Source organism: Luteolibacter sp. SL250 (assembly GCF_026625605.1).
Classification (GTDB): domain Bacteria; phylum Verrucomicrobiota; class Verrucomicrobiia; order Verrucomicrobiales; family Akkermansiaceae; genus Luteolibacter.
In genome coordinates, this window is sequence record NZ_CP113054.1 from 2,729,027 (window position 1) to 2,751,593 (window position 22,567).

At 61.8% G+C, this 22,567-nt stretch carries 22 protein-coding genes; 10 read left to right on the top strand and 12 right to left on the bottom strand.

What is annotated here, in order from left to right:
* Nucleotides 1-29: 29 nt before the first annotated feature.
* From OVA24_RS12040 to OVA24_RS12050, 3 genes are read left to right on the top strand one after another with little or no spacing between them, the layout of a single operon-like run.
* A complete protein-coding gene (locus tag OVA24_RS12040) occupies nt 30-668 on the top strand; it encodes a MotA/TolQ/ExbB proton channel family protein (protein ID WP_267670053.1) in 639 nt (212 codons plus the stop codon).
* A gap of 8 nt (nt 669-676) precedes the next feature.
* Nucleotides 677-1,096, top strand: a complete 420-nt coding sequence (locus OVA24_RS12045; protein WP_267670054.1) for an ExbD/TolR family protein — start codon at nt 677-679, stop codon at nt 1,094-1,096.
* Nucleotides 1,097-1,098: 2 nt separating this feature from the next.
* Complete coding sequence (locus OVA24_RS12050) at nt 1,099-1,533, top strand: hypothetical protein (RefSeq protein WP_267670056.1); 435 nt, start codon at nt 1,099-1,101, stop codon at nt 1,531-1,533.
* 28 nt (nt 1,534-1,561) lie between these two features.
* On the opposite strand, the gene OVA24_RS12055 is transcribed toward OVA24_RS12050, so the two are convergent.
* The 7 genes from OVA24_RS12055 to OVA24_RS12085 are packed head-to-tail and all read right to left on the bottom strand — an operon-like array spanning nt 1,562 to nt 7,466.
* Nucleotides 1,562-2,047 carry a molybdopterin-dependent oxidoreductase gene (locus tag OVA24_RS12055; RefSeq protein ID WP_267670057.1) on the bottom strand — a complete coding sequence of 162 codons (486 nt, stop codon included), beginning with the start codon at nt 2,045-2,047 and terminating at the stop codon, nt 1,562-1,564.
* Between the two features lie 18 nt (nt 2,048-2,065).
* Nucleotides 2,066-4,285 carry a TonB-dependent receptor plug domain-containing protein gene (locus tag OVA24_RS12060; RefSeq protein ID WP_267670058.1) on the bottom strand — a complete coding sequence of 740 codons (2,220 nt, stop codon included), beginning with the start codon at nt 4,283-4,285 and terminating at the stop codon, nt 2,066-2,068.
* Nucleotides 4,286-4,336: 51 nt separating this feature from the next.
* A complete protein-coding gene (locus OVA24_RS12065; RefSeq protein ID WP_267670059.1) occupies nt 4,337-4,705 on the bottom strand; it encodes a winged helix-turn-helix domain-containing protein in 369 nt (122 codons plus the stop codon).
* A 3-nt stretch (nt 4,706-4,708) separates the two neighbouring features.
* A complete protein-coding gene (locus OVA24_RS12070; protein ID WP_267670060.1) occupies nt 4,709-5,512 on the bottom strand; it encodes a TerC family protein in 804 nt (267 codons plus the stop codon).
* Between the two features lie 13 nt (nt 5,513-5,525).
* Nucleotides 5,526-5,945, bottom strand: coding sequence for a SufE family protein (locus tag OVA24_RS12075; protein WP_267670061.1), 420 nt, complete (start codon nt 5,943-5,945; stop codon nt 5,526-5,528).
* Nucleotides 5,946-5,953: 8 nt separating this feature from the next.
* A complete protein-coding gene (locus OVA24_RS12080) occupies nt 5,954-6,925 on the bottom strand; it encodes a UbiA family prenyltransferase (RefSeq protein WP_267670062.1) in 972 nt (323 codons plus the stop codon).
* A 40-nt stretch (nt 6,926-6,965) separates the two neighbouring features.
* Entirely contained in the window at nt 6,966-7,466 is a 501-nt protein-coding gene (locus OVA24_RS12085; protein ID WP_267670063.1) for a low molecular weight protein-tyrosine-phosphatase, read from the bottom strand.
* A 146-nt stretch (nt 7,467-7,612) separates the two neighbouring features.
* Between OVA24_RS12085 and OVA24_RS12090 the strand changes: the two genes are divergently transcribed.
* Nucleotides 7,613-8,965, top strand: coding sequence for a hypothetical protein (locus OVA24_RS12090; RefSeq protein WP_267670064.1), 1,353 nt, complete (start codon nt 7,613-7,615; stop codon nt 8,963-8,965).
* 225 nt (nt 8,966-9,190) lie between these two features.
* Here the strand turns inward: OVA24_RS12090 and OVA24_RS12095 are convergent, their stop codons facing one another.
* The 5 genes from OVA24_RS12095 to OVA24_RS12115 form a co-directional block, all read right to left on the bottom strand.
* On the bottom strand, nt 9,191-10,156 hold the full coding sequence (locus OVA24_RS12095; RefSeq protein WP_267670065.1) for an SAM-dependent methyltransferase: 966 nt from the start codon (nt 10,154-10,156) through the stop codon (nt 9,191-9,193).
* An 86-nt stretch (nt 10,157-10,242) separates the two neighbouring features.
* Nucleotides 10,243-10,494 (bottom strand): 30S ribosomal protein S16, encoded by a 252-nt coding sequence (gene rpsP / locus OVA24_RS12100; RefSeq protein WP_267670066.1) that lies wholly within the window; start codon nt 10,492-10,494, stop codon nt 10,243-10,245.
* Nucleotides 10,495-10,634: 140 nt separating this feature from the next.
* Nucleotides 10,635-13,388 carry a [protein-PII] uridylyltransferase gene (gene glnD, locus OVA24_RS12105; protein WP_267670068.1) on the bottom strand — a complete coding sequence of 918 codons (2,754 nt, stop codon included), beginning with the start codon at nt 13,386-13,388 and terminating at the stop codon, nt 10,635-10,637.
* A 43-nt stretch (nt 13,389-13,431) separates the two neighbouring features.
* Nucleotides 13,432-14,325 carry a phosphatidylserine decarboxylase gene (locus tag OVA24_RS12110; RefSeq protein ID WP_267670069.1) on the bottom strand — a complete coding sequence of 298 codons (894 nt, stop codon included), beginning with the start codon at nt 14,323-14,325 and terminating at the stop codon, nt 13,432-13,434.
* Between the two features lie 89 nt (nt 14,326-14,414).
* Nucleotides 14,415-15,281 (bottom strand): hypothetical protein, encoded by an 867-nt coding sequence (locus OVA24_RS12115; RefSeq protein WP_267670070.1) that lies wholly within the window; start codon nt 15,279-15,281, stop codon nt 14,415-14,417.
* Nucleotides 15,282-15,454: 173 nt separating this feature from the next.
* On the opposite strand from OVA24_RS12115, the gene OVA24_RS12120 reads away from it, so the two are divergent.
* The 6 genes from OVA24_RS12120 (at nt 15,455) to ccsA (ending at nt 22,559) form a co-directional block, all read left to right on the top strand.
* Complete coding sequence (locus OVA24_RS12120) at nt 15,455-16,000, top strand: sigma-70 family RNA polymerase sigma factor (protein ID WP_267670071.1); 546 nt, start codon at nt 15,455-15,457, stop codon at nt 15,998-16,000.
* A 6-nt stretch (nt 16,001-16,006) separates the two neighbouring features.
* Nucleotides 16,007-17,629 (top strand): LamG-like jellyroll fold domain-containing protein, encoded by a 1,623-nt coding sequence (locus OVA24_RS12125; protein WP_267670073.1) that lies wholly within the window; start codon nt 16,007-16,009, stop codon nt 17,627-17,629.
* Between the two features lie 74 nt (nt 17,630-17,703).
* Nucleotides 17,704-18,459, top strand: a complete 756-nt coding sequence (locus OVA24_RS12130; protein WP_267670074.1) for a hypothetical protein — start codon at nt 17,704-17,706, stop codon at nt 18,457-18,459.
* Between the two features lie 147 nt (nt 18,460-18,606).
* On the top strand, nt 18,607-19,212 hold the full coding sequence (locus tag OVA24_RS12135; RefSeq protein WP_267670075.1) for a hypothetical protein: 606 nt from the start codon (nt 18,607-18,609) through the stop codon (nt 19,210-19,212).
* A gap of 40 nt (nt 19,213-19,252) precedes the next feature.
* Nucleotides 19,253-20,527: a cytochrome c biogenesis ResB family protein gene (locus tag OVA24_RS12140; protein ID WP_267670076.1), complete on the top strand. Its 1,275-nt coding sequence runs from the start codon at nt 19,253-19,255 to the stop codon at nt 20,525-20,527.
* On the top strand, nt 20,520-22,559 hold the full coding sequence (gene ccsA, locus OVA24_RS12145) for a cytochrome c biogenesis protein (protein WP_267670077.1): 2,040 nt from the start codon (nt 20,520-20,522) through the stop codon (nt 22,557-22,559). The genes OVA24_RS12140 and ccsA overlap by 8 nt, the downstream gene beginning before the upstream one ends.
* The last annotated feature ends 8 nt before the right edge of the window (nt 22,560-22,567 follow it).

Sequence of the window (22,567 nt, forward strand, 5' to 3'; positions counted from 1 at the left end):
TCATGTATACCGCCAATGTTGTTCTGGAAATGTTCCACGAGGGGGGCTGGGTCATGTACCCCATCGTCGCCACCGCGTTTCTCGCCCTTTGTGTCTTGCTCGAGCGCACCATCTGGTGGCTTGGCTTCAAGAAAAACATCCGCAGCAGGGACCAGATCAAAGCCCGTGAGGCACTGGGGACCGGCAACTTCGGCTCCGCATGGGACCTGAGCAACAAGAGCAGCGACCCGTTCGTCAAGAACCTCGGTGACGGCATCTCCCATGCCCACACCTCCCTGCTTGCCGCCATGCAGCTTGACGCGACGCACTGGATCGAGAGATCCGAGGCCCGCATGTGGGTGCTGGGCACCATCATCACGCTGGCACCTCTTCTCGGTCTCTTCGGTACGGTGGTCGGTCTGATGGGATCGTTCGCCTCGCTGGGGGACGACCAACTGGCGGTTTCCAAGGTGACCGGGGGTATTGCTGAAGCGCTCATCGCCACTGCGGCTGGCATCTGCATCGCCATTTCCTGCCTCCTGCCTTTCAACTACTTCCGCAAGCGGGTGTCCGCGCTGCGCGGCGAATTCGAACGCTGGATCAACCATACCGAGTTGCTGGCCGCGTCCGCCAAGGCGCACGGCCATGACCTGGAGGAATTCTCCACCAAGCTCCACATCTCCCGCTGACCGTCCCGATGCCTGTCAAACTCCAAGGAGGTGCCTCCGGTGAAGAGGAGGAGGCCCGGATCGAGGTCGTCCCGCTGATCGACATCATGTTCTTCCTGCTCGCCAGTTTCATGATGGTGAGCATCTCCATGACCCAGCTCAACCGGGTGCCGCTCAAACTGCCGACGGTTTCCAACTCACAGCCGGAAATCAAAGCGCCGCCGATCCACCTGGCGATCGATGCCAACGGAGTGATCTCCTGGGACACCGCCGTCGTCACCGCAACGGAGATCACCGACCGGCTCAAGGCCCTGCCGCCCACTGATGATACCGCCGTCATGATCGGCGCGGACGAGGAGGCGAAGCACAAGCAGGTGATGGCGGTGCTGGATGCGGTGAAATCCGCGGGCATCAGCAAGGTGAGTTTCGAAACGCAGAAACCGAACTGATTTTGAAAGTCCTTTCCATACTCAATGCCGCGGGCTGTGTGTTCCTGGTCGGCTTCATCTTCATCCAGTGGCATGACGGCCAGAAGCTCGACAAGGCCCTGCGCGCCGCCCGCCTGAGCGAGCGGAACGTCCAGAATGAGAAAGTTCTCGTCGAGCAACGCGTGGTCCAGATGCAAGTGGACATCGATACCCTGAAGGGCTCCATCGAATCCCTGAAAGCCGGGGAAGAGATGATGAAGAAGGAGATCGAGGCAGGCAAGGAACTGGCCCACCACCAGCACACCGGCCTTTCGTTCGCCGCCGCTCACCTCACCGCGCTTGACCAGGCGGTGACCGACCGCAACGCGAAGATCACCGAGCTGAACTCCTCCCTCATCGCCACCCGCAAGCGGCTGGACGATGCGATCACCGAGCTGAAGAAGGCCGGCGCCCGCTGATGTGGAAGGGGGGATAGGTCCCCTCCCATCACTCCGGCATCACCGGTCTGGTGACCACCACACCGGTGATCTGGCGGATCCAGCGGGAGTGGCGCAGGTCGTCTCCGCAGACCAGCATCCGCTTCCCTTCGTGGTCGCTGAGAGGTTTGCCGTCCACCCTGTCCGCCAGGATGACGTTCTGCTTTCTGAAACTGGCATCAAGTTCCGCGAGTGAGAAGGAAACCTTGTAGCCATCCGCGGCGGTGATGACCACCACCCGCTCCATTTCCGGTCCCCGCAGGGTTGGTCCTGCCGGCACCGGAACTGCTTTCAGGATCTCCGCCAGCGGCACTCCGGAGTAGGTGCGCTCCGTATTGTCCCGCGCCATCGACTTGATTTCCGCACGGGGGAGTTTCTCCCAAGAGGAGGCATCGAAATCCCGCCATTCCTTTCCATCATGGATCCGGAACACCGGCTCCGCGAGGAGGAGGGAGGTGAGGCAGAAGAAGGCAGGAAGGAGGATACTGGATTTCATGGCGGCGATGGATGGAATTCAGAACGTGATCCGGGTGGCCAGATGGAAGGTGCGTCCCGGCTCGGGATATCCATCCGCCAGCTCGTAGTGCTTGTCGGAGAGATTGCGGATCCCCACGGAGACGGAGGTGTGGCTGTTGATCTCATACTCCACGTTGAGGTTGATGATGCTGTAGCCGGAAACACGCGTGAACGTATCCTCGAACCGGTTCGTCGACCAGCTTGAGTCCGATAGCTCCACGCTGGGGGTGATGGTGAGTTTCTGGAGGGGACGCCAGCGGACGTAGAGGTAGGCCAGTTGCTCCGGAGTCCCCACCGGCTTCAGATTCGGGCGCTGCGGATCATCGACGCTCCGGTGGAGGTAGGTGTAGTTGCCGCCCAGCGTCAGTGCCGGCATCACATCCCATTCGCCGGAAACCTCGAAGCCATGGGTTTCTCCTCTTCCAACGTTTTGGTTCTGCACCAGAGGGGCGCCGATGGAGATCGGTTGGATGGCGTCCTTGATGTCACTGTAGAATACCGCGCCGCCGATCCGCATCGCTCCGTCGAGAAGCTCGTGGGTTCCGCCGATCTGGTAGTTGACCGCCCTTTCCGGCTTCAGGTCTGGGTTGGGTACCGCATCACCCATGCGGGTGCTGTAACGTTCGAACAGGTTCGGGAAGCGCGTGCGGTTGGAGACGCCCGCGTAGAGTTCGGTGATGTCGGTGGGGCGCCAGATCGCCGCCAACTGCCAGTTGAAGGCGTCATTGTCGAAGAGCGGATATTCTCCGAAAACGCCGGAGTTGAAAAACTCCGCCTCCTGGGTTTCGTACCAGTCATAGCTGGCACCCGCGACGAGATCCAGGTTGTCCGTGGCGTGGAACGTGTCCTCGACGGCGACCGACCAGGTGTCCTCCGTCCTGCGCTGGAAGGGCGATATATTGGCGGGGGTGAGGCCCGGCGAGTTGTGCTGCCAGCGCCGGTGGGCGTCCCTCCGGTAGTGGACGGCGGTCTTGAGCGTGTTCATCGGGATCAGCTCCGTGCCGCCTTCCAGGCTGAAGCCGTAGGCGAAGTCATCGTAGTAGCTGTCGAACGCGCGGTTCGTTGCCTGTGTGGCCAATCTCCGGTCATCGAAGGTGGAGAGCAGGTTTTCGAAGGTGTTGTAGTAGATCCTGGACTTCACGTAGGAGTCCCCGCCGATCTGCGTGTGGGAGTTGAAGGAGGTGGTGGAGATGTTCCACTGCGGCCATGTCCAGTCCTGTTGGTAGGATGTTCCGGCTGGCAGCGGACCGGGAGTGATGCCGCGGACCGGCTGCCTGACATGATAGGGGGCGAACTTCTCGCCTTCCTGAAAGGTATAGCTGACCGCGTATTCATCGGTGGCGTTCGGTGTCAGTCCTGCCTTGATGTTCACCCGCCAATCCTTCACCTCGCTGAAATCCCGTTTGCCCTTGCCTTGTACGGGACCGCCCGCTCCGACGTTCCGTGGATCGTAGTCGCGTGAGAGATAGTATCCGTCGCTGTCCCGCAGGGAGGCGCTCGCCTGCAGGTAGAAAAGTTCCTGCCTCTTGCCGGCGGAGCCGAAAAGGGTGTAGGTGGCGGGATCACCCGTGTTTCCGAACTCGGTGCTTGAGCGCAGTTCGCCCTCGAACTCACGGGTGGGCTTGCGGGTGACGAGGTTGATGGCGCCGCCCATGCCGCCCGGTCCATCCAGCACCGAAGCATGGCCCTTGTGGATCTGAATCTCCGAGAGATCCGGCGTCAGGAAACGGCCGTAGTCCAGGCGGTTGTCGGCGGGGAGGTAGATGCGCACGCCATCGATGGAAAGCGGCACCTGCCAGCGCTCGAAGCCCCGCACGTAGATCATCCGCTCATTCCGGGCACCTCCGGAATTCGATGATTGCACACCAGGGGTGGTCCGCAGCGCGTCGTCCAATGTATTGCGGTTCTGGATGCGGATATCCTCCGAAGTGACCACGCTCTGGGACAGGGCGCGGCCGCTCATGCCCCCGCTGTGCCGTTTCCCGTAGACGGTGAGCTGGCCGAGTTCGAAGCGATCCGCTGCATTCCCGGCTGTGGCGGGTGGGATGGCGGGCTTCTCCTCCTTTTCATGGCTTTTTGGATCGGCGGTTTCCTCCCGCGCCTGCGCCGGACATGGCAGGATGATCATGAACCCGGCCGCTGCCAGGGCGAAGCTTCCGGTGAAACGGGACTGGATGGGGTAAGCGGATGGAAAAAAGGGCAGCCGGCGGAATTTCATCGGCGGCGATCCAATAAGATTCCGATATACTTTGCAAAATATAACGAGCCTCTAACCGGTCGATCCGGATGAATCCGCATCATGGGGTGCAAGCAGGGAGTTCATTCGGACCAACACCGGTTCCAGCGCCGCCTCCGCCGTTGCCACCGCTTCATGGTAGAGGGTCAGCACTTCGTGGCCCGCGGGAGTGAGTCCAGCTCCACCCTGGTCCTTGCCCCCGCGTTGCATGGTGACGAGCGGGCTGCTGAACATGGCGTTCAATCCCTTCACCATCCTCCATGCCTTCATGTAGGACATGTCCATGGCCGCTGCCGCAGCCTGGAGGCTGCCGGTGCGGGAGATGTGTTCCAGCAACTCCGCCTTTCCCGGTCCGAAGGAGAGCGGCGCGGGGAGCAGGAGGCGGATGGGGCTGGTGGACATGGTTCAGATGTTCGGTGATGGGGTCGATCCCCCCTTGCTGCGGAGCTTCAGGTTGAGCATTTCCACTCCCAGGGAGAAGGCCATGGCGAAGTAGATGTAGCCTTTCGGGATGTGGAAGTGGAGGCCCTCCGCCATCAGCGCCGTGCCAATGAGGATGAGGAAGGACAGCGCGAGCATCTTCACGGAAGGGTGCTTCGAGACAAAGGCACTGATCGCTCCGGACGACAGCATCATCACCGCCACCGAGATGATGACCGCCAGCGCCATGACGGAAAGATCCTTGGCCATGCCAACCGCAGTGATCACGGAATCCAGCGAGAAGATGATATCGATCAGCGCGATCTGCACGAGCACCGCTCCGAAACTGGCGGCCTTCTTGATGGAACCGGCACTCTCCTCGTCGCCTTCGAACTTGTGGTGGATTTCCTTGGTGGACTTCCAGATCAGGAAGAAGCCGCCGCCGAGAAGAATGAGATCCTTGATGGAGATACCCAGCATGCCGGCCGAGGCGATGAGCTTGGTGGTGACATCCGGGCCGAAGAGCGGATCGTGCAGCGCAGGATGGATCGGGATGTGAAACACCGGATCGACCAAGCCCATGATCCATTTGAGGGTGAAGAGCAGCAGCAGCCGCATGATCATCGCCAGCGCGAGGCCGATGAACCGCGCCTTCTTCCGCATGGACTCCGGCAACCGGTCCACGAGGATGGAGATGAAGACAATGTTGTCGATACCGAGGACGATCTCAAGCAGCGTCAGCGTCAGCAGTGCTGCCCAAGCGGTGGGATCATTGAACCAATCGAACATGGGGTGATGGGGATCAGAGGTTGGTGGAGAGTTGCAGCGCCCGCTGCTTCATCTGGGTGGCCATGAGGTTGAGCGCGTTCGCGCGGGTCGGCGCGAGGTGTTCCTTCAGGCCGGTGCGGTCGATGAAGGACATGTCCGCGGTCAGGATGGCATCCGGGGTCTCGTCATCGAGGACCCGGACGAAGAGAGCGATCATGCCTTTCGTGATGAGGGAGTCGGAATCCGCCAGGTAGCGCACCTTTCCACCATCCATATGGGCGTCCAGCCACACCTGGGACTGGCAGCCCTTGATGAGATGCTCCGCGTCCTTCGCTTCCTCGGGCATCGGCGCGAGTTTCTTGCCGAGGCCGATCACGTATTCGTAGCGTTCGGTCCAGTCTTGGAAAAATCCAAGTTCCTCGAGGAGTTCGTTCTGTTTCTCGGTGATGGTCATGATGGAAATCAGGTGGCGGGCGCGAGGCGTTGCAACAACCTGCCGGCGGTGAATGCAAGCGGCGGGATGATGAGGCAGGCAATCACATAGGGCTGGATCGCCGGCGGGTAGGACAGGGGAGGCATCAACAGGCAGTAGGCCAGCAGTGCGATCCAGTCGATGAGCGGGATGCCCGCCAGCAGCGCGGAAACATGGACGGGGATGGGGCGGCGGTACCTCGTCAGGCAGACCAGCATCCATACGGCGAATGGAAGGAATCCGATGATCCCTGCCTTCACACTGAGGAAGATCCACAACGCCGCCGCGAGCAGGCCGGAGAATACCAGCGCTGCCTTGGAGACCGCCAGCGCCGCTGCGGACGGGTGGGGGGATGATTCATGGCGGGCGCCCAGTGAAAGTCCGGCGATGTAGATGAGCAACGCCGCTGCGTGGTAGGTGATGAACATCGATGGCGGTGGCAGCCCGAACTCCGGAGTGAGACGGAAGCGGACGATGACCGCGAAGCCCACGAACCCCATGACCGGCAGGAGCGCGCGGCACAGTCCCATCGGGATGACCGCCCAGGCGGCCTTTTTGTGCCAGCGGGTGTAGATGACAATCAGAAGGATGATCAATGCCGCGACCACCGCGCACTTCCAGCTCACCAGGAGGGCAAGCACCAGACCGGCGGCTCCGCACAGAAGCGCGATCAGCAAATAGGTGGCAGGGGAGAAAAGCCCGGCCGGGAGCGCGCGTTCCGGACGGTTTTTCGCGTCCCAGTCCCGGTCGTGCCAGTCGTTTAGGAAGTTCCCTCCAATATAGAGGAAGACGCCCGCAAGGATCAGCAGGACCGCGTGCAGCCAGACAGGCTGGCCGCCATGCTCCCACCGCTGGACGATCGAGCCGATGGCGATGCCCACCCACACGTTGCTGGCCACGCTCGGCACATTCGCGATGCGGGCCGTGGCGAGCAGCGGACGGATTCTTCCTTGATGTGACATCTGGGGGCAGGTGTACCCCGGTGCCCTGCCGCGGGCAATCTCAACCCGCCATTTTGACCGGGGCGAAATGCTCCAGGATCCCCTGGCAACCATCCTCCAGCAGATTCATCACGAGATCGAAGCCGCGCTGGCCGCCGTAGTAGGGGTCCGGAACCCGGAGATCCATCCCGTGGCTGCAGAATTCGACAAACGGACGGATCTTGTGGTGATGGGTGTTGTTCAGGTCGAGCCGCTGCACCGCAGCGAGATTGTCCTCATCCATGGTCAGGATCAGGTCGAATTTCTCCAGATCGCGGGTGCTGATCCGGCGTGCCCGTCCGCTGACGGTATAGCCGCGGCGTTGCAGGGTGGCGGCCATCCGCTCATCCGGCGGGGAGCCGTGGTGATGGCTGATCGTCCCTGCGGAATCGATCTCGAATTCACCGGCACGTCCCGCGTCGGACGCGAGTTTCCGGAAAATGATCTCTGCTGCGGGGGAACGGCATATGTTGCCCATGCACACGAAAAGAACGTGGTGGGGCTTCTGGAAGCTTTCCATCATTGGCGTCAGGGGGGATTGACGGAGATATCCAATCCCCAAACCTCCCGCATTTCAAGTGGTTCCGTCACCCGGCATCGCGTAAGGTGAAATTTTCCGCAACTTTGTTGAACCCTGCCGGTTTCACTGGAAGGATCATCAAAATCACTATGAAAAACCCATGGATTCTCCCTGCCGCCGCCCTCGCACTGGGAGCCGCCGGTGGCTTCATCACCGGCAAGGGCTCCAGCTCCCCGGACAACGCGGGTGCCGCCGCATCAGAGGCCGGCCAGAGGGCAAGGGCCTCGCAACGTGCCATCGACGCCGGGGATGAGAACAGCCGTGGAGCCGCCCGGATGAAGAATCTGGAAGACGCGATCAACACCCCCGGGCACTCCGCCCGCATCAAAAATCTCCTCGATTTCTACTCCGGTCTTTCCCCAGAGCAACTGGCCGAGGAGGCCAAGAAACTGGAAGGCATGCCGATGAGCGAACGCATCATGGCGTCTTTCCTCCTTTTCGGACGCTGGGCGGAGGTGGATCCGACCGCCGCCATGGCGCACGCGAACACCATGGGCTTCGCCGCTGGTTTCGTCCGTCCCACGATTCTCCAGAGCTGGGCCAGCGTGGACCCGGAGAACGCGGCGAAGTATTACAACGAGAACCCGCGGGAGTTCGCCATGATGGGCGGGCCTGGTCCGGGTGGTGGCAACGGTGCCTCCATGATCGCGGCCGAATGGGCCAAGCAGGATCCCCAGGCCGCGCTCGCCTGGGCAAGTTCGCTGCCCGGTGGGGACAAGAACCGCGCCATGACCTCCGTCATCCGGGAGGTGGCCATGAACGATCCCAAGAAGGCGGCCGAGATGGCCGGGTCGATGGATCCGGCGGAACGGGGGGATGCCTACTCATCCATTGCCCGCAGCTACGGAGCGAAGAACTTCGCCGAGGCGGAAACCTGGGTCCGCTCCCTGCCGGCGGATGAACAGGGCCGGGCGATGGCATCCGCATTGGAGGGCCTCTCACAGACCAGTCCTGACCTCGCCTGGACGAAGGCCCAGGCCATGCCGGACGGTGACGACAAGAACCGCGCGCTCCGCAACGTGTTGGAGAATCTGTCGAAGCAGAATTCCACGGCAGCCCTCAAACAACTTTCCACGCTGACTCCGGAACAGCAGGAAAGATCCATCGGTCCGGTGATCCAGAACCTCGCCGCCACGGACAATGCCGCCGCCCTGAACTATGTGCAGGGCTTGGCGCAGGGACCGGTCCGCGACCGCGGGATTCAGGAGATGATCCAGTTTGACCGCAAGAGCGAGCCTTCCACACTCATCGCCCTCGCGGAAACCATCACGGATGAAGGCGACCGCAACCGCACCGTCGGCATGGCCGCCATGCGCTGGATGCGCGAGGATGAGACCGCGGCGAAGAACTACATCCAGAGCTCGGCGTCGATCCCGGACAACATGAAGCAACGCATGTTGGAGGGTGGTGGCCGATGGGGTGGCCGCGGTCCAAGGAGGTGAGGAGGGAGGACACTCCTGTCCTCCGGCTGCAATGGCATACAAAGGAGGAGAAGTTTTCAGTGTTCAGTTTTCAGGGAAGAAAACGGAAGACAGATCACCACGAACTTGAGGAATCCCATTTCCTCTTTGCGCCTCTTTAGCAACCTTTGCGACTTTGCGGTAGATCTTTGATGATTCGCCAATGCCGCCGGAGGACAGGAGTGTCCTCCCTCCTTACCGATCTCCTTACTTCCCCTGATCCAGCACCAGGAACGCCCCGCCCGGGCCGCTGGGGTCCGCCAGATAGGCGTCCGCCGGTTTGCTTGGATCGAGAAAGGGGCCCAGGAACTCTCCGAAAGTCCGGAGGGTGGTGTTCTTTGACCACTCCCGCCCCCAGTCACGCAGGTCGGTGAAGTTCACATCCGCCGTGAGATCCTGTCTTCCCGGATTTCCGTAGATGGCCAGGCCTTCCAGCCGCTGCTGCAGCAGGTAGGCCCTGAGGCAACCTCTGGGGCGGCGGTGGTACAGGTCGCCCGCTTCCGCGCCGTAGTCGATGGTGAGCATCCGCCCCGCTTTCCAGAGGGGCATCCATCCAGCCAGCCAGTGCTGGTAGGATTCATGGACCTCGATCCGCTGGCCGACAGGATGCCCCACAGCGAAGGATGAGGATGAAGGCAGGGCGTCCACATCCAGCAGCACCTCCTCCACCGGTGGCCCCAGTCTTACCGCCAGTTCTTTCCAGTCACTTTCCGTCTTCTGGAAGCAACGTAAGGGAAAGGCGTCCACCAGTTCGTTGGAGAAAATGACCGCCTTGCCGCCACAGGCTTGCAGAGCCTCTGCGGGTGTCCGGTACCAGGTGGCGCGGTTTCCCAGCAGTTTCCGCTGGATCTCCGCCAAGGGACGGGACGTCTCGACCAGGTGCAGCTTCGTCCGCAGGCGGGTGAACCACGGCAGATGCTCCAGCATCGCCGCAGCCAGCTTTCCTTCGCCCGGGCCGATCTCAATCAGATCGAAGCTGCCGCATTCCTTCATCGCCGCGGCCGCCCACGCGGCCACTGCCTTTCCAGTGGCTTTGGAAAGGGTGGGGGCGGTGGTGAAGTCTCCGCCGCGGCCCACGCCGGTGATCCGCCGGGCATAGTATCCCGTCTCCGGATCATGCAGGGCACGATCCATGAACCGGTCGAAGCGGATGAGTGGCTGGTTTCCGGACATGCGGGGTCACGAAAAGAAAAAACCGCGATCCCTTTCAGGAACGCGGTTGATGTAAGAAGGATATGCCGGCGGATGCCAGCGCCCAATCACGCCTTGGAGGCGGTGCGGGCCTTGCGGATGATGCTGTTGACGGTCTCGGAAGGCTTCGCGCCGACGCCGAGCCACTTGTCAGCCTTCTCCAGGTCGATGGTGTAGTTCACGCCTTCAAGAAGGGGATCATAGGTGCCGACTTGCTCGATATAACGTCCATCGCGGCGCTTGCGGCTGTCCACAGCGACGATTTTGTAATAAGGGCGGTCTTTGGTTCCCTTGCGGTTGAGACGGAGAGCTACGGCCATGATAGAAGAAGTTTCGGGTTGCCCGGTAGCGGGCGGGCGCGGAAATTGGATCATTTGTTGGCGGATGCCAAGCAGAATCTTCCGTGATTTCTCATTTTTCTTAAGATTCCTTAAATGATCTCCGGATTCCCGCGGTTGGATCAATCATTCTCGCTGCGTTCCACCAGCTTGGCGAAGTCCTCGCGGAGGTGCTCGAGCACCACCGGATCGCCCACCTTTTCGCCATTCTGGGTCGTGATGTAGAGGGTATCCATCGCTACACCCTTTTCCGTGCAGATGCGGGCGTGGGCCGTGTTCAGGCCGTGGCGGTTGATGGTGTGGAAGAGATCGTGCAACAGGCCGATCCGGTCCAGTGCCTGGATCTCCACCGTCGTGCAGGTGGGGTGGACGTCGTTGGTCACGTGGGCGCGGACCGGGATGGGGAGATCCTGCTCCGGACGCGGCTTCAGGAAATTCACCCTGCGCCGCAGGTAGAGTTCCGGCTCGTGCTTTTCCGAACGGAGGATTTTCTCGAAAGTCTCGAGGAATCGTCTCCGCAGCCCGGCGTCGGACACCGGCTCGAAGTTGGTGGTGTTGATCCGGAAGATGTTGACCACGATGCCGTCCGTGCGGGTGAAGAAATCGGCGGAAAGGATGTTGATCTGTTCCGCGGCGAGGGCACAACAGATCTTTTCCAGCAGCAACGGCTTGTCCCAGGTGGCGAGCACGATTTCCGTGTAACCGCCGTCCGGGTGGTCGATCCATTTGATGCACGTCGCGTTCGGGTCGTTCGAGTCCGCCTCACGCTGGAGGAAATGGCGGATGGTACGCACCTGGGTGACGATGTGCTGCGGCTGGCGGAAGGTGAAAGCGGCGGCGGGCATCCGTTCGAAATGCCGCTGCACATCGGGATGGTAGTCCTCCCGCATGATGGAGATGACTTCGTCGCGCAGCGCGGTCCGGTCCTCGTCGAGCTGCCTGGAATACTGCTCGCGGCCGCTTTTCAGGAAGTTCGTCGTGGATTTGTAGAGCTGGAGCATCAGCGATTCCTTCCAACTGTTCCAGGAATCCGGTGATGTGCCGTTCGAGTCCGCGAAGGTGAAAAGGAACAGGGCATCCAGACGTGACTGCGTTTTGACGATGGAGGCGAACTCGTCGATCACCTCCGGATCTTCCAGGTTCCGGGTGGTTGCGGTGCGCCAGAAGGTGAGGTGGTTGTCCACCAGATACATGATGAGGGAGCGGCGTTCCCCGTGGATCTGGAGGCGGTTGCAGAGCCGCGCGGCCAGCATCGCGGATCCGTCGATGTGCTCGCGTACGTTCTCCGCGCGGCCGGTGTCGTGCAGGATCACGGCGAGGTAGAGGCCGTAGGCGTCCTCGATCTGGTGGAAAAGGCGGCTGTAGATCGCGCGGGACGGATTCGTCTCACCGACCAGCTTGTCCAGTTCCTCGATGCAGCGGAGCGTGTGCTCGTCCGCAGTGTAGCGGTGGAAAAATTCATGCTGCACCAGGCAGTCCAGGGCACCGAACTCCGGCAGATAGCGTCCCAGCACGCCGACCCGGTGCATGCGCCGCAATGCACGGGCCACATCGCCTTTCCGCTCCAGGATCGCCTGGAAGGTCTGGCGGTTCGCCTTCGAGTAGCGGAAAGGGCGGTCGATGTCCTCCCAGTGGGCCTTCACCAGCTTCCGCATCGGCGGACTGAGGCGCAGTCCGCGCACCTGGAGGTGCTGGAAAAGGCGCATCAACCGGTTCGGGTCGTCCTTGAAAATGTCGTTGTTCTCCGGGTAGATCCGGCCATCCCGGGCCACGAACCCGTCGAACTCCTCGCGGTTTTTCTTCCGGAAGGTGAGGAAGGAGGTGAGGCGGGTGTCCGCCTTGTGCTCCTGCTCGATCTCGAAGATTTCCATCAGCGAGGTGGTGTGCTGGTAGATGTTCCGGGTGTGGCGGTAGTAGTCCCGCATGAACTCCTCCGTCCGGCGCAGGATGCCGCGCTGGGGATAGCGGAAGGAGGTGGCGACCACGCCCTGGAGCTGGAGGGTGAGCTGGTCCGTGCCCTTGCGGGTGTGGTAGTGCAGCTCGTTGCGGACCCGGTGCAGGAAATCGTAGGCTTCCTCGATTTCCTTGTAGGCGGTGGAGGTCAGCAGTCGGTCATCCACCAGTGACCGGAGGTCGGAGTTCCCCCGCTTCACACGGGAAACCCAGAGGATGTTCTGGTAGTCCCGCAGACCGCCGCAGCTTTCCTTCACGTTCGGCTCCTGGAGGAAGACGGTGTAGGAATACTTCTGGTGGCGGCTGCGGAGGTCCTGCCTCCGCAGGTCGAAAAACTCATCCTTCTTCTTGTCCAGGCAGTCCGTGGCGAAGCGTTTCTCGAACTCGGCGAAAAGGCCCGCGTCGCCGGCCACCAACCGGGCATCGATCAAAGCCGTCTTGTTGAGCTGGTCGTTCGCGGCTTCCTGGATGCACTCGGCGATGGAGCGGCAGGCGTGCCCGACTTTGAAGCCCACGTCCCACAGGAGATACAGCACTTCCTGCAACAGCTCCTGCTGGGCTTTGGGGAGCTTCGAGGAGGCCCGTGGGAGGAGGAAGAGGATATCGACATCCGAGCGCGGGTTGAGCGTTCCGCGGCCATAACCGCCGATCGCCACCACCGCCATCGGCAGCTCGCTGCCACCACGGTTGTTCAGTGCTGCCTGGTAGATGGAGCCGACCACCGTATCGATCAGCCCGGCCCGGGCGCGGGCGATCTCCAGCCCGCCGGCTCCGGCCCGGTGGCGGAGGTAGATGCGGTGTTGCTCGATCTTCAGGAAACGCTTGTAGAGGGAGATCCGTTCCGCGGGGGACAGTTGTCCGTTCAACGCCGGTTCGAGAGCCTTCCGGGCGTGGGTTTCGAGCGTTTTCAGGTGGGTGGGCATGGAAAGTCGGGGCGGATGAAAACTGCGCCTTTCCGGCCGAAGGTCAAGACGCGTAGCCCATGCGGGTGCCGATCTTCGCGTAGAGTTCCACCTGTTTCGCGGAGTGGTGCCGCAGGTCGTTCTCCAGCAACACGGAACCCGGCTCGAAAATCGTGATCGTCGAGGAGCCGCCAAAGGCGAAGTAGCCCTTCTCCGCACCCTTGTCCACCGGACTGCCCGGTGCGAAGGTCTGCGCGATGGTGCCCACGCAGGTCGCGCCGATCTCCAGGCACAGCACGGTGCCCAGGTTCGGCGTCTCCAGCCGGGTGAGCGTGCGCTTGTTCTCCCACAGGTAGCCCAGGTTCTTCCGCAGGGCGATGGGGGAGACGGAGAACAGGGGGCCGTTGAGGACCACCGTTTCCGACGGGATGCCCGCGGCGGGGAAGTGGAACCGGTGGTAATCCACCGGGCACAGGCGCGACAGCACCAGCGCGCCGTCCGCATACTTCTCCGCCAGCGCGGCGTCACCCAGCAGTGCGGGTAGATCGAACTTCTGGCCCTTCACGAACACACCTTCGATGGCCGACGCTTTCTGGAAGCCCAGGTGCCGGCCGTCCGCCGGGAAGACCACGCTGTTCGCATCCCGGTCGATGGGCCGGGCTTCCGGCTTCAGCTTGCGGTAGAAAAACTCGTTGAAGCTCCCATAGGCGTCCGGGGATTCCGCGAAATCGGCGGGATCCAGCCCGTATTCCGCGATGAAAGGCGCGACGCGGGACTTCGACTCCGGCGTGCTCATCCGCTTCCCATACCACGCGGAGAAGAACGGCTTCTTGATGAAGGAGTTCAGCGCGAGCGGTCCCAGCGGGTTCCCGTAAGCCCAGCGCAGGAAGGATTCTCCGTAGACTTTCTCCGTTTCGAGGGCGCCGGTTTCGCGGTTATGGTACTGGATGGATTCCACGGCGCGCTTCTAGACCGGGAAGCGGACAAGGGCAAGAGGGACTCACCGTAGATTGATGTGATGGCTTCCGGGGCCGTTTCCGCCGGGTCTCACTTCCTGCGGCGGAGAAAGAGCAGGAATCCCGCCGCCCCCAGAAATGCGGACGCCGGTTCCGGAACCTGGACGATCTGCACCATGTTCAGGAAACCGCGGTTCTCGGAACCCGTGCCATCGACCGCAAGGAAGAGGGAGGTATTGTCGGCGATGGTGATGTCGATCACCACATAGTTTCCGCCATTCACAAAATGGGTGTATTGGTCGGTGTAGCCCGAGGTCGCATAGGTGATGTTGCTCTGGCTGAACGCCGACAGGGAGCTGAAATCGAAGGATCCGCCACTCTCTCCCGAAACCTCCGCCGTATTCGCGTAAATGTTCATCGCCGCGCCGGGGCTGGCATTGGAGTTCGTGTTTCTCGCCATCACGTAGATCAGGTACTGGCCGGATGCCAGTCCGTCCACCCGGAGGCCGACGGCGGAACCAACGGAGCCGGTGCCACCGCCGAAGAACCCATCCCTGGAAACCGCGGTGCTGCTCGAGTTGTTGCCATAGATCGAGCCGGTGGTGAGCAGGTTCTGCCTTCCGGCGGTGCCTCCTCCGGTGCCTGCCAGAGCCTGGTTGGTGATGGGGGTGAAGAAATCGACCGTATTGCTGCCGGGGGTGCTTTCCTGCCCCATCGTGAGGGTTAACGCGGCTGCCGCGGTTCCATCTCCGTAGAACAGGGACGGCGGGGTCGTGGAACTGATCTGGTTCCATGTCACCTGGCTGGTGGGAACCGTGCCGGAATTGTGTCCCGGGCTCAGGGTCTGGTAGTCGGAGCCGACCGCGGTCGGTCCGAAATCGAGCATGAGATTTGCGGCGGATGAAAGTCCGCCGGCCAAGCCCAGGACCGCGATGGCCAAGGATGGGATTCTTTTCATTGGGTTTGGTTTTTTGACGGCATGGATTGTTCCCATGCGTTATGGTAAAATGAGTTGCGACCCCTCCCGACTTAGCATGACTGGACGAAATTTTTGCCAGTTCGCACGAAAATGAGGCTGGCGTGCTAAGTTTCGCGGCTCCTGGAATCATTCTTGATAAGAGCCTTTGCAAAATGTCCGAGAATTCCGAAATCCATGAAGCAGCCCACACGGAGGCGGTCCAGAGGCTGTATCTGCAGCACCAGCCCGCGATACGGAGTTACATCCTCTCGATGATTCCGGATTTTTCCCTCGCGGATGACGTGATGCAGGAGGTGTTTCTGGTGATCACCAGGAAAGCCGGCAGCTTCACCCTCGGGTCGAGTTTTCCGGCATGGGTCAAAGTCATCGCCCGGTTCAAGGCACTGGAGACGATCCGGACGTCGGTCGGTGGCCGGTTCGAAACGCTCTCGGAAGAGGTTCTCGAAGCGTTGGGTGCGGAACAGAGGGAGTTCCCCCTCCAGACGGACGAACGTCTGTGCCTTCTGGCCGCCTGCCTTTCCGAACTCGCGCCGCAGGCAAGGCGTTCGATCATCCTCCGTTACCAGAACGACCATCTGCCCCCTGAAATTTCGAATCTCATGGGATGCACCGTTCAATCGGTGAATGTCACCCTCTCACGGGCGCGCGCTTTCCTCAGGGAATGTGTGACCCGGAAGATGTCCACCAGCACGCCTTGATCCCCGATGTTCGACGAAGCCAGACTGAACCACCTCATTGAATCCTATTTCGACCAAAGGCTGACGCCGGACGAGAAAAAGGAGTTCGAAGCGATGTTGCTCGGCTCATCGCGGGCAAGGGAGATCTTTCTCGATCATACCAACTGGCATGGCCTCACGCGCGAATGGGCGTTGAGGGAAATGTCGCTGGAATCTCCGCCTGAGAGCGTCACACCCGTGCCCCGGCCACCGCGGCGGTTGCTGAAGCTCCTTTGTGCGGGGGCTGGTATCGCCGCCTGCCTGTTTCTGGCATGGCAGGGTTTCCATCGCCCTGTAGATCCTCCGGCGACCGTGCTGGAGAAAACGCCGGAGATACCCCGGATCTCCGCGCAGCCGCGGAAGTATCCACTGCATGCGGATGTCGCGATGCTGGGCCAGACCACGGGGGTGGACTGGAGTGACGGCACTCCGCGCCAGGTGGCGGGAAGCCCGCTGCCGAAGGGGTGGCTGCATTTCAGAAAGGGGACCCTCCGCCTGGATTTCTACAGCGGAGCCACCGTGATCGTGGAGGGGCCCGCCTCGCTCGAATTGCTGTCTCCGTTTCGCATGAGGCTCGACAAGGGCAAGCTGACGGCGAACGTGCCGCCCCCCGCGGAAGGCTTCACCATCGTGAGCGCGGATCTCCAGGTGGTGGACAGGGGGACCGAGTTCGGCATGAACGTCGGAAAGCCAGGGGATTGCGAGGTCCACGTCTTCAAGGGGGAGGTGGAGCTCCAGGGAAGTGTGCCCGTCTCCGCCCCGCGCAAACTCCGGCAGGGGGACGCATTGGCGATCCGGGAGGGAACCGTGGTCAACCTGAGGGCGGACCGTGGTTCGTTCATGGATCCCGCCGTGCTTTACAAGGAGGAGGCGCTCGAAAGCGAGGCGCAATGGAAGACATGGAGGGAGGCGTCGGATTCGTTCCGTTCGACTCCGGGCCTCCTGGTCTATTTCGATTTTGAGAACCGTGAGCCGGGCAGCTCCATCCTTCCCAACCGGGCGGCCAAGGCGGACATCGGAAGTTCCGGGACGGTGGTCGGTTGCGAAGCGCTCTCGGGGCGCTGGCCGGGAAAAAGTGCCATCGGCTTCACCAAGACCAGCGACCGGGTCCGCTTCCGGACTTCCGGGAGTATGCCCTCCCTCACGCTGATGGCCTGGGTGCGCGTGGACAGCATCCTTCTTGAACACAGCTCGCTCCTCACGATGAGTCCGGAGGAAGTCGGGGAACTTCACTGGAAACTGGGGAAATCCGGTCGGATCATCATTGGAATGCGCGCTTCGAAAGAGCTCAAGTACAGCTCATGGGAGCGTCTTGAAAGTCCCGTGGTGGTGACGCGGAGGGATCTCGGCCGCTGGATGCACATCGCCACCGTCATTGATGGCGATGCGAAGGTGATGAGGCATTTCGTCAACGGCGAGCAGGTCGCCTCCGGCCCCATCAGCCGCCCGACTCCGGTCCGGCTGGGTCTTGCGAATCTCGGGAACTTCGACGCGCCTCCCGGTGAACGGGTCAAGTACGGGGAGAGCCGGAGTTTCAACGGCCGCATCGACGAATTCGCCATGATCAACCGCAGCCTGAGCAACGAGGAAATCCGCCGGGCCGCGCGCTGAAATTCCGGCTTTGGGATTGCCCTTCGTCGGACTATCCTGAAATTCGTGTGTCCCTGCATCCGGGAACATCCGCCATGAACTCCATCCTGTGTCCGCTTCTGCTGATTCCGCTTTTTGTGGCCCCGGTGCGGGCGCAGGACTCGACCGCCTGGCTGGAGAAGCACGCCACCTTGGTCTTCCACGACGCCTTCGACCGCGAGGAGCAGGGCAATCTGGCCAAGGCGATCGGCAACGGTTGGAACAGCGCCACGGCGGATCGCGTGCCGGAGATCAAGCAGGCGGATCTGGATGACGGGATCCTCAAGGTGGCCAGCGCGACGAAGGAAGCGGGCCATGCGGCCCACATCCACCACGAGGCCGGATTCACGGATGGGGGAGCCGTCATTCGCTTCCGTTTCCCGGAAATGAATCGGGATGAGGTGCTGCAACTCGGCTTTGTGGACCGCGCGACCCAAGGCGTGCACGCGGGCCATCTCTGCTACGGTCTTGTCCGCCAAGGCACGGTGACGCTGGTGGATCACAAGACGGGGATCATGAACCTGGAGAACCGCCGCCGCCGGGACGAAGCTCTGGCGAAGGGGGGAAAGATCCCGGCCGATCTGGAAGCGCTGCTGAAAACCAAGAGTGTCACCGTTCCATTCAAGGCGGACACGGAGTGGCATGAACTCATCCTCCTCACCGTCGGCGACGAGATGCGTCTGACGCTCGACGGCAACCTCGTCGCCACGCACCGCTCCGCAGGCTTCGCCCATCCGATGAAACGATGGTTCAGCTTTCTGATCCCCCACACCGTCTGGATCGACGACGTGAGGATCTGGAAAATCCGGTGACGGGCAGCGGAAAGGCCGGAGGCAGGGCAAGTGGGGGCATCGTTGATTTATTCCAATAACTTTCAAAAGAATCATCCCACGATCAGGCGGATGCTTCCTGCCGGATTCCTCTTGCACGGACTTCCCCGCGAGACTAACCCCGCAGGCATGAGAAATGTCCCGATCTGCCTGTCCGCCGGTCTGCTGTTCCTTTCCGGCTGCGACAAGAAGCCGGAGGCCTTCGAGGATCTGACGGTCACCGAGACACGCCGCATCACCACCGCGGACGAGAAGCTCAAGCTCTTTGCGACCAGCGACGAACGCTTCCGTGACACGAAGCCCAGCCCGGTGCAGGCGGATCTCCCGGAAGGCTGGCGCAGCGTGGCGGCCACGCAGTTCCGGAGCCTCAACTACCGTTTCGGTGACAGCGGAAAGGGGGAGGCATGGGTCTCCCTGGTCGGCGGCAGCGTGCTGGACAACGTCAACCGCTGGCTGGGTGAGTTTGCCAAGGAACACGTTGACCAGGCCGGGCTGGATGCCCTGGAACATGCGGATGCCGCCGGTGGTCATGGCGTGTGGGTCACCGCGGAAGGGACCTACAGCGGTGCCATGGGGGCGGCGCCACAATCCGATTTCGCCCTCGCAGGGGTGGTCGTCTCGGTGAACGGACAGATCCTCACCGTGAAAATGGTCGGTCCGAAGGATGAGGTCGCCAACGCCCAACCCCAACTCAAGCAGCTCGTCTCCTCGCTGCGCCTCACCGGCGCTGAATGATCCGCGCATTCCGCACCGTATCCAACTTTCCCGCCAACCCATGATGGAATCCTCCGAATCGCTCCCGCCCGTCCGGAAATCCGGCAACGCCGGGATGCGTGTCATCAACTTCCTGTCCAGCCTCGGGCTGGCCACCGTCCTCCTCATCCTGCTGGGCATCCTGACCTGGCTGGCCACCCTGGAGCAGATCCACAACGGCCTCTATCCCACGCTGAGGAAATACTTCGACTACCGCGCGTTCTACGTCCTGCCGGACGCGGTCTCCCCGGAGAACACCTGGTACCCGCGCGTGAACGGCAACCCGCTGACCATCCCGCTTCCCGGCGGCTACTACGTCTGCGCCCTCCTCACCCTCAACCTGCTGCTCGGTGGCATCCTCCGCATCCGCAAGGGCTGGAAGCAGGCTGGGGTGCTCATCTCCCACTTCGGCATCATCCTTATGCTCATCGGCGGTGGAGTGACCGACCATTTCTCCAGGCGAGGCAACATGGCCATCCATGAAGGAAAGGTGAGCGATGTGGCCCAGGACTACTTCGAGTGGGTGATCGAAGCGGCGGAGATCAAGGACAACAAGCCGGAGAACATCCGGGTCATCGGCAGCGAGCACCTCAAGCCGCTGGAGGGCGAGAGCCGCCGCATCTTCCGCCTGCCGGACATGCCCTTTGACCTGGAGATCACCGGCTACTATCCCTATGCCGTCCCGATCGCCGCCACCGAGCGCGCGCCGCGGAACGGCGAACCGGTCTTCGACGGATACTTCCTGGAACAACAGGAAGAGCAGGTCGGCGGCAAGGCGGTCGAGGAAGAGCGGAAAATGGCCGGCTGCCATGCGAGGCTCCTTTACAAGAACGGGGAGAAATCCACCCCCTTCATCCTCACCGGCGCCTCCCTCTATCCCTACACCGTCCGCGTGGACGACCGGGTGTTCACCATCGACATGAGGAAGCGTCTGTGGCCGATGCCCTTCGAGGTGAGACTGGACAAGTTCACCGCGGACTTCCACCCGGGAACCCGGCGGGCTTCCAAATTCATCAGCGACATCACCCGCATCGAGAATGGCGCGGAGGCCAAGGTCCGCATCGAGATGAACGAGCCGATGCGCTATGAGGGACTCACTTTCTTCCAGGCCAGCTACGGTCCGGATGGCGCGGGACCGGGAGACAAGCTGTTTTCGGTCTTCGAAGTCGTGAAAAACCCGGCGGACAAGTGGCCGGAATACAGCCTCTACATCGTCACCTTCGGCCTGTTGGTGCACTTCATCATGAAACTTGCCGGCTTCATTGGCGGAACCACATCCAAGAAACGCAATGTCTGAGAAAAAACCCACCGTGGGACGCTGGATCGCCGCCGGACTCGCTTTCGGCGCGGTCGTGCTCGTCCTCCTCCAGGTCGCCAAGGACAACCGCCCGAAGGGCGAGGTCCGTGAGATCCCTGCCTATGTGCCGTGGAGCGACGAAACCGTGAGACTTTTCGAGACCCTGCCGGTCCAGGAAGGCGGGCGGATCAAGCCGCTGTCCTCCCAGGCGGGCTTCACCATGATGTCGCTCCACCAGGCGCGGTCGATGGAGATCAAGGGCAAGAGCGGAAAGAATATCACCATTTCACCCACCGAATGGATGATGGACTCGATCTTTCGCCCGAAGCTGGCGGTAGATCTGCCGACCTTCGGCATCGACAACTCGGAGATCCTCTCCAACGCGGGCATCAAGATCCGCGGCAAGCGTGACCGCTACAGCTACGCGGACATCGAGAAAGGCCGGGAGAAGATCATCGAGCTGGCGCTTTCCTACGAGAAGATCGCCGACGAAAAGCGCGACCCGGTCCAGAAGCAGACCATCACGCTGGCCTACAACATCCGGAACTATGAGGCGATCCTCGGCTACATGAGTTTCGCCCGGTCCGGAGTGACCCTTGCAGGAACGGCCGTGGATGGAAAGCCGGACCGCCGCGCGGACATCAGCGACATCATGCTCACCGCTCCCGTCATCAAGCGGAAGCTCGCGGAGGACCAGCAGGCTGGCCTGCCGATGAACCCGCAGATGCAGAACCTGCTCCAGCAGGTGGTGGATCTGGCGAATTTCTCCAAGTTCGGCCTCTTCATGGTGCCTCCGTCCGAAAGGTCGCAGACCACCTGGAACACCGCAGGAAACTTGATCTGGACCGTGATGCAGCAGGAAGCGGGGGATTCCAAGACGGCCATCGAGGACATCAAGGCCATCGAGAAGCTTGTCCGCGCCGTGGAGCCTGACGATGACAAGGCTTTCCGCAAGGAGCTGTCCGCCGTGCACGACCGCTTCGTGAAGCGGGCCGAGGAACGTGGGCAATACAAGCGCATCGGCCTGGAGGCGCACTACTACCGTGCCGACTGGTTCTACTGGACGATGGTCTGCTTCGTCCTGGGGATGGTCTGCGCGCTGGTGATGTGGGCCACCGGCCGCAGCACCGGGGGCAAAATATTCGCCGGACTCACCGGCCTGCTGACGACGACGGGCGGCGTGCTTTGCACCATCGCCATCGTCGAACGCTGCCTCATCATGCGCCGGCCGCCGGTCGGCAACCTTTACGACACCATCATCTTTATCTGTGCCGTCGTGGTGTTCCTCTGCCTGATCACGGAGCTGATGACGAAGCGGCGTTTCGCCCTCGGCCTCGCGCCCATCGCTGGCACCCTGCTCATCATCCTTTCCCGCCGTTATGAACTCGGGGAAGGGAAGGACCACATGGACCCGCTGGTGGCCGTGCTGGACTCGAAATTCTGGCTCGCCACCCATGTCATCACCATCGCTCTGGGCTACTGCGGCGGTCTGGCGTCCGCGGTCCTTTCGTCCGCCTATGTCCTCATGCGTGGTCTGGGGCTGGACAACGGGGAAAAGGACATGCGCCGCTCCCTGACCCGGGCGGTCTATGGCATGATCTGCCTCACCCTCTTCCTGTCGCTGGTGGGGACCGTCCTCGGTGGCATCTGGGCCAACTACTCCTGGGGCCGCTTCTGGGGATGGGACCCGAAGGAAAATGGCGCGCTGATGATCGTTCTCTGGACGCTGGCCATCCTGCATGCCCGCCTCGGCGGCTACATCAAGGAGTGGGGTCTCCACTTCGCCTCCCTGTTCACCGCCTGCGTGGTCGTCTTCTCCTGGTGGCACGTGAATTTCCTCGGAGTGGGTCTCCACAACTACGGCTTCACCGCCGGAAAGGGATCCATCTGGGTGTTCTACCTGGTGGTAGTGGCCGTGATGATCTTCGGCGCGGTGATGATGTTCATCGACCGTCACCAGAAGCAGGCGTCCGCGACGACAGGGCGCAAGGCTCCGGAAACATCGGATGAAGTGTCTCTTGAATCCCGCTGAGCGGCCCG

Bases quoted from the DNA above. Each gene is read 5' to 3' on its own strand.
- OVA24_RS12040 (WP_267670053.1), top strand. From the start codon at position 30: ATGTTCCACGAGGGGGGCTGGGTCATGTACCCCATCGTCGCCACCGCG.
- OVA24_RS12045 (WP_267670054.1), top strand. From the start codon at position 677: ATGCCTGTCAAACTCCAAGGAGGTGCCTCCGGTGAAGAGGAGGAGGCC.
- OVA24_RS12055 (WP_267670057.1), bottom strand. From the start codon at position 2,047: ATGAAATCCAGTATCCTCCTTCCTGCCTTCTTCTGCCTCACCTCCCTC.
- OVA24_RS12060 (WP_267670058.1), bottom strand. From the start codon at position 4,285: ATGAAATTCCGCCGGCTGCCCTTTTTTCCATCCGCTTACCCCATCCAG.
- OVA24_RS12065 (WP_267670059.1), bottom strand. From the start codon at position 4,705: ATGTCCACCAGCCCCATCCGCCTCCTGCTCCCCGCGCCGCTCTCCTTC.
- OVA24_RS12070 (WP_267670060.1), bottom strand. From the start codon at position 5,512: ATGTTCGATTGGTTCAATGATCCCACCGCTTGGGCAGCACTGCTGACG.
- OVA24_RS12075 (WP_267670061.1), bottom strand. From the start codon at position 5,945: ATGACCATCACCGAGAAACAGAACGAACTCCTCGAGGAACTTGGATTT.
- OVA24_RS12080 (WP_267670062.1), bottom strand. From the start codon at position 6,925: ATGTCACATCAAGGAAGAATCCGTCCGCTGCTCGCCACGGCCCGCATC.
- OVA24_RS12085 (WP_267670063.1), bottom strand. From the start codon at position 7,466: ATGATGGAAAGCTTCCAGAAGCCCCACCACGTTCTTTTCGTGTGCATG.
- OVA24_RS12090 (WP_267670064.1), top strand. From the start codon at position 7,613: ATGAAAAACCCATGGATTCTCCCTGCCGCCGCCCTCGCACTGGGAGCC.
- OVA24_RS12095 (WP_267670065.1), bottom strand. From the start codon at position 10,156: ATGTCCGGAAACCAGCCACTCATCCGCTTCGACCGGTTCATGGATCGT.
- rpsP (WP_267670066.1), bottom strand. From the start codon at position 10,494: ATGGCCGTAGCTCTCCGTCTCAACCGCAAGGGAACCAAAGACCGCCCT.
- glnD (WP_267670068.1), bottom strand. From the start codon at position 13,388: ATGCCCACCCACCTGAAAACGCTCGAAACCCACGCCCGGAAGGCTCTC.
- OVA24_RS12115 (WP_267670070.1), bottom strand. From the start codon at position 15,281: ATGAAAAGAATCCCATCCTTGGCCATCGCGGTCCTGGGCTTGGCCGGC.
- OVA24_RS12120 (WP_267670071.1), top strand. From the start codon at position 15,455: ATGTCCGAGAATTCCGAAATCCATGAAGCAGCCCACACGGAGGCGGTC.
- OVA24_RS12125 (WP_267670073.1), top strand. From the start codon at position 16,007: ATGTTCGACGAAGCCAGACTGAACCACCTCATTGAATCCTATTTCGAC.
- OVA24_RS12130 (WP_267670074.1), top strand. From the start codon at position 17,704: ATGAACTCCATCCTGTGTCCGCTTCTGCTGATTCCGCTTTTTGTGGCC.
- OVA24_RS12135 (WP_267670075.1), top strand. From the start codon at position 18,607: ATGAGAAATGTCCCGATCTGCCTGTCCGCCGGTCTGCTGTTCCTTTCC.
- OVA24_RS12140 (WP_267670076.1), top strand. From the start codon at position 19,253: ATGATGGAATCCTCCGAATCGCTCCCGCCCGTCCGGAAATCCGGCAAC.
- ccsA (WP_267670077.1), top strand. From the start codon at position 20,520: ATGTCTGAGAAAAAACCCACCGTGGGACGCTGGATCGCCGCCGGACTC.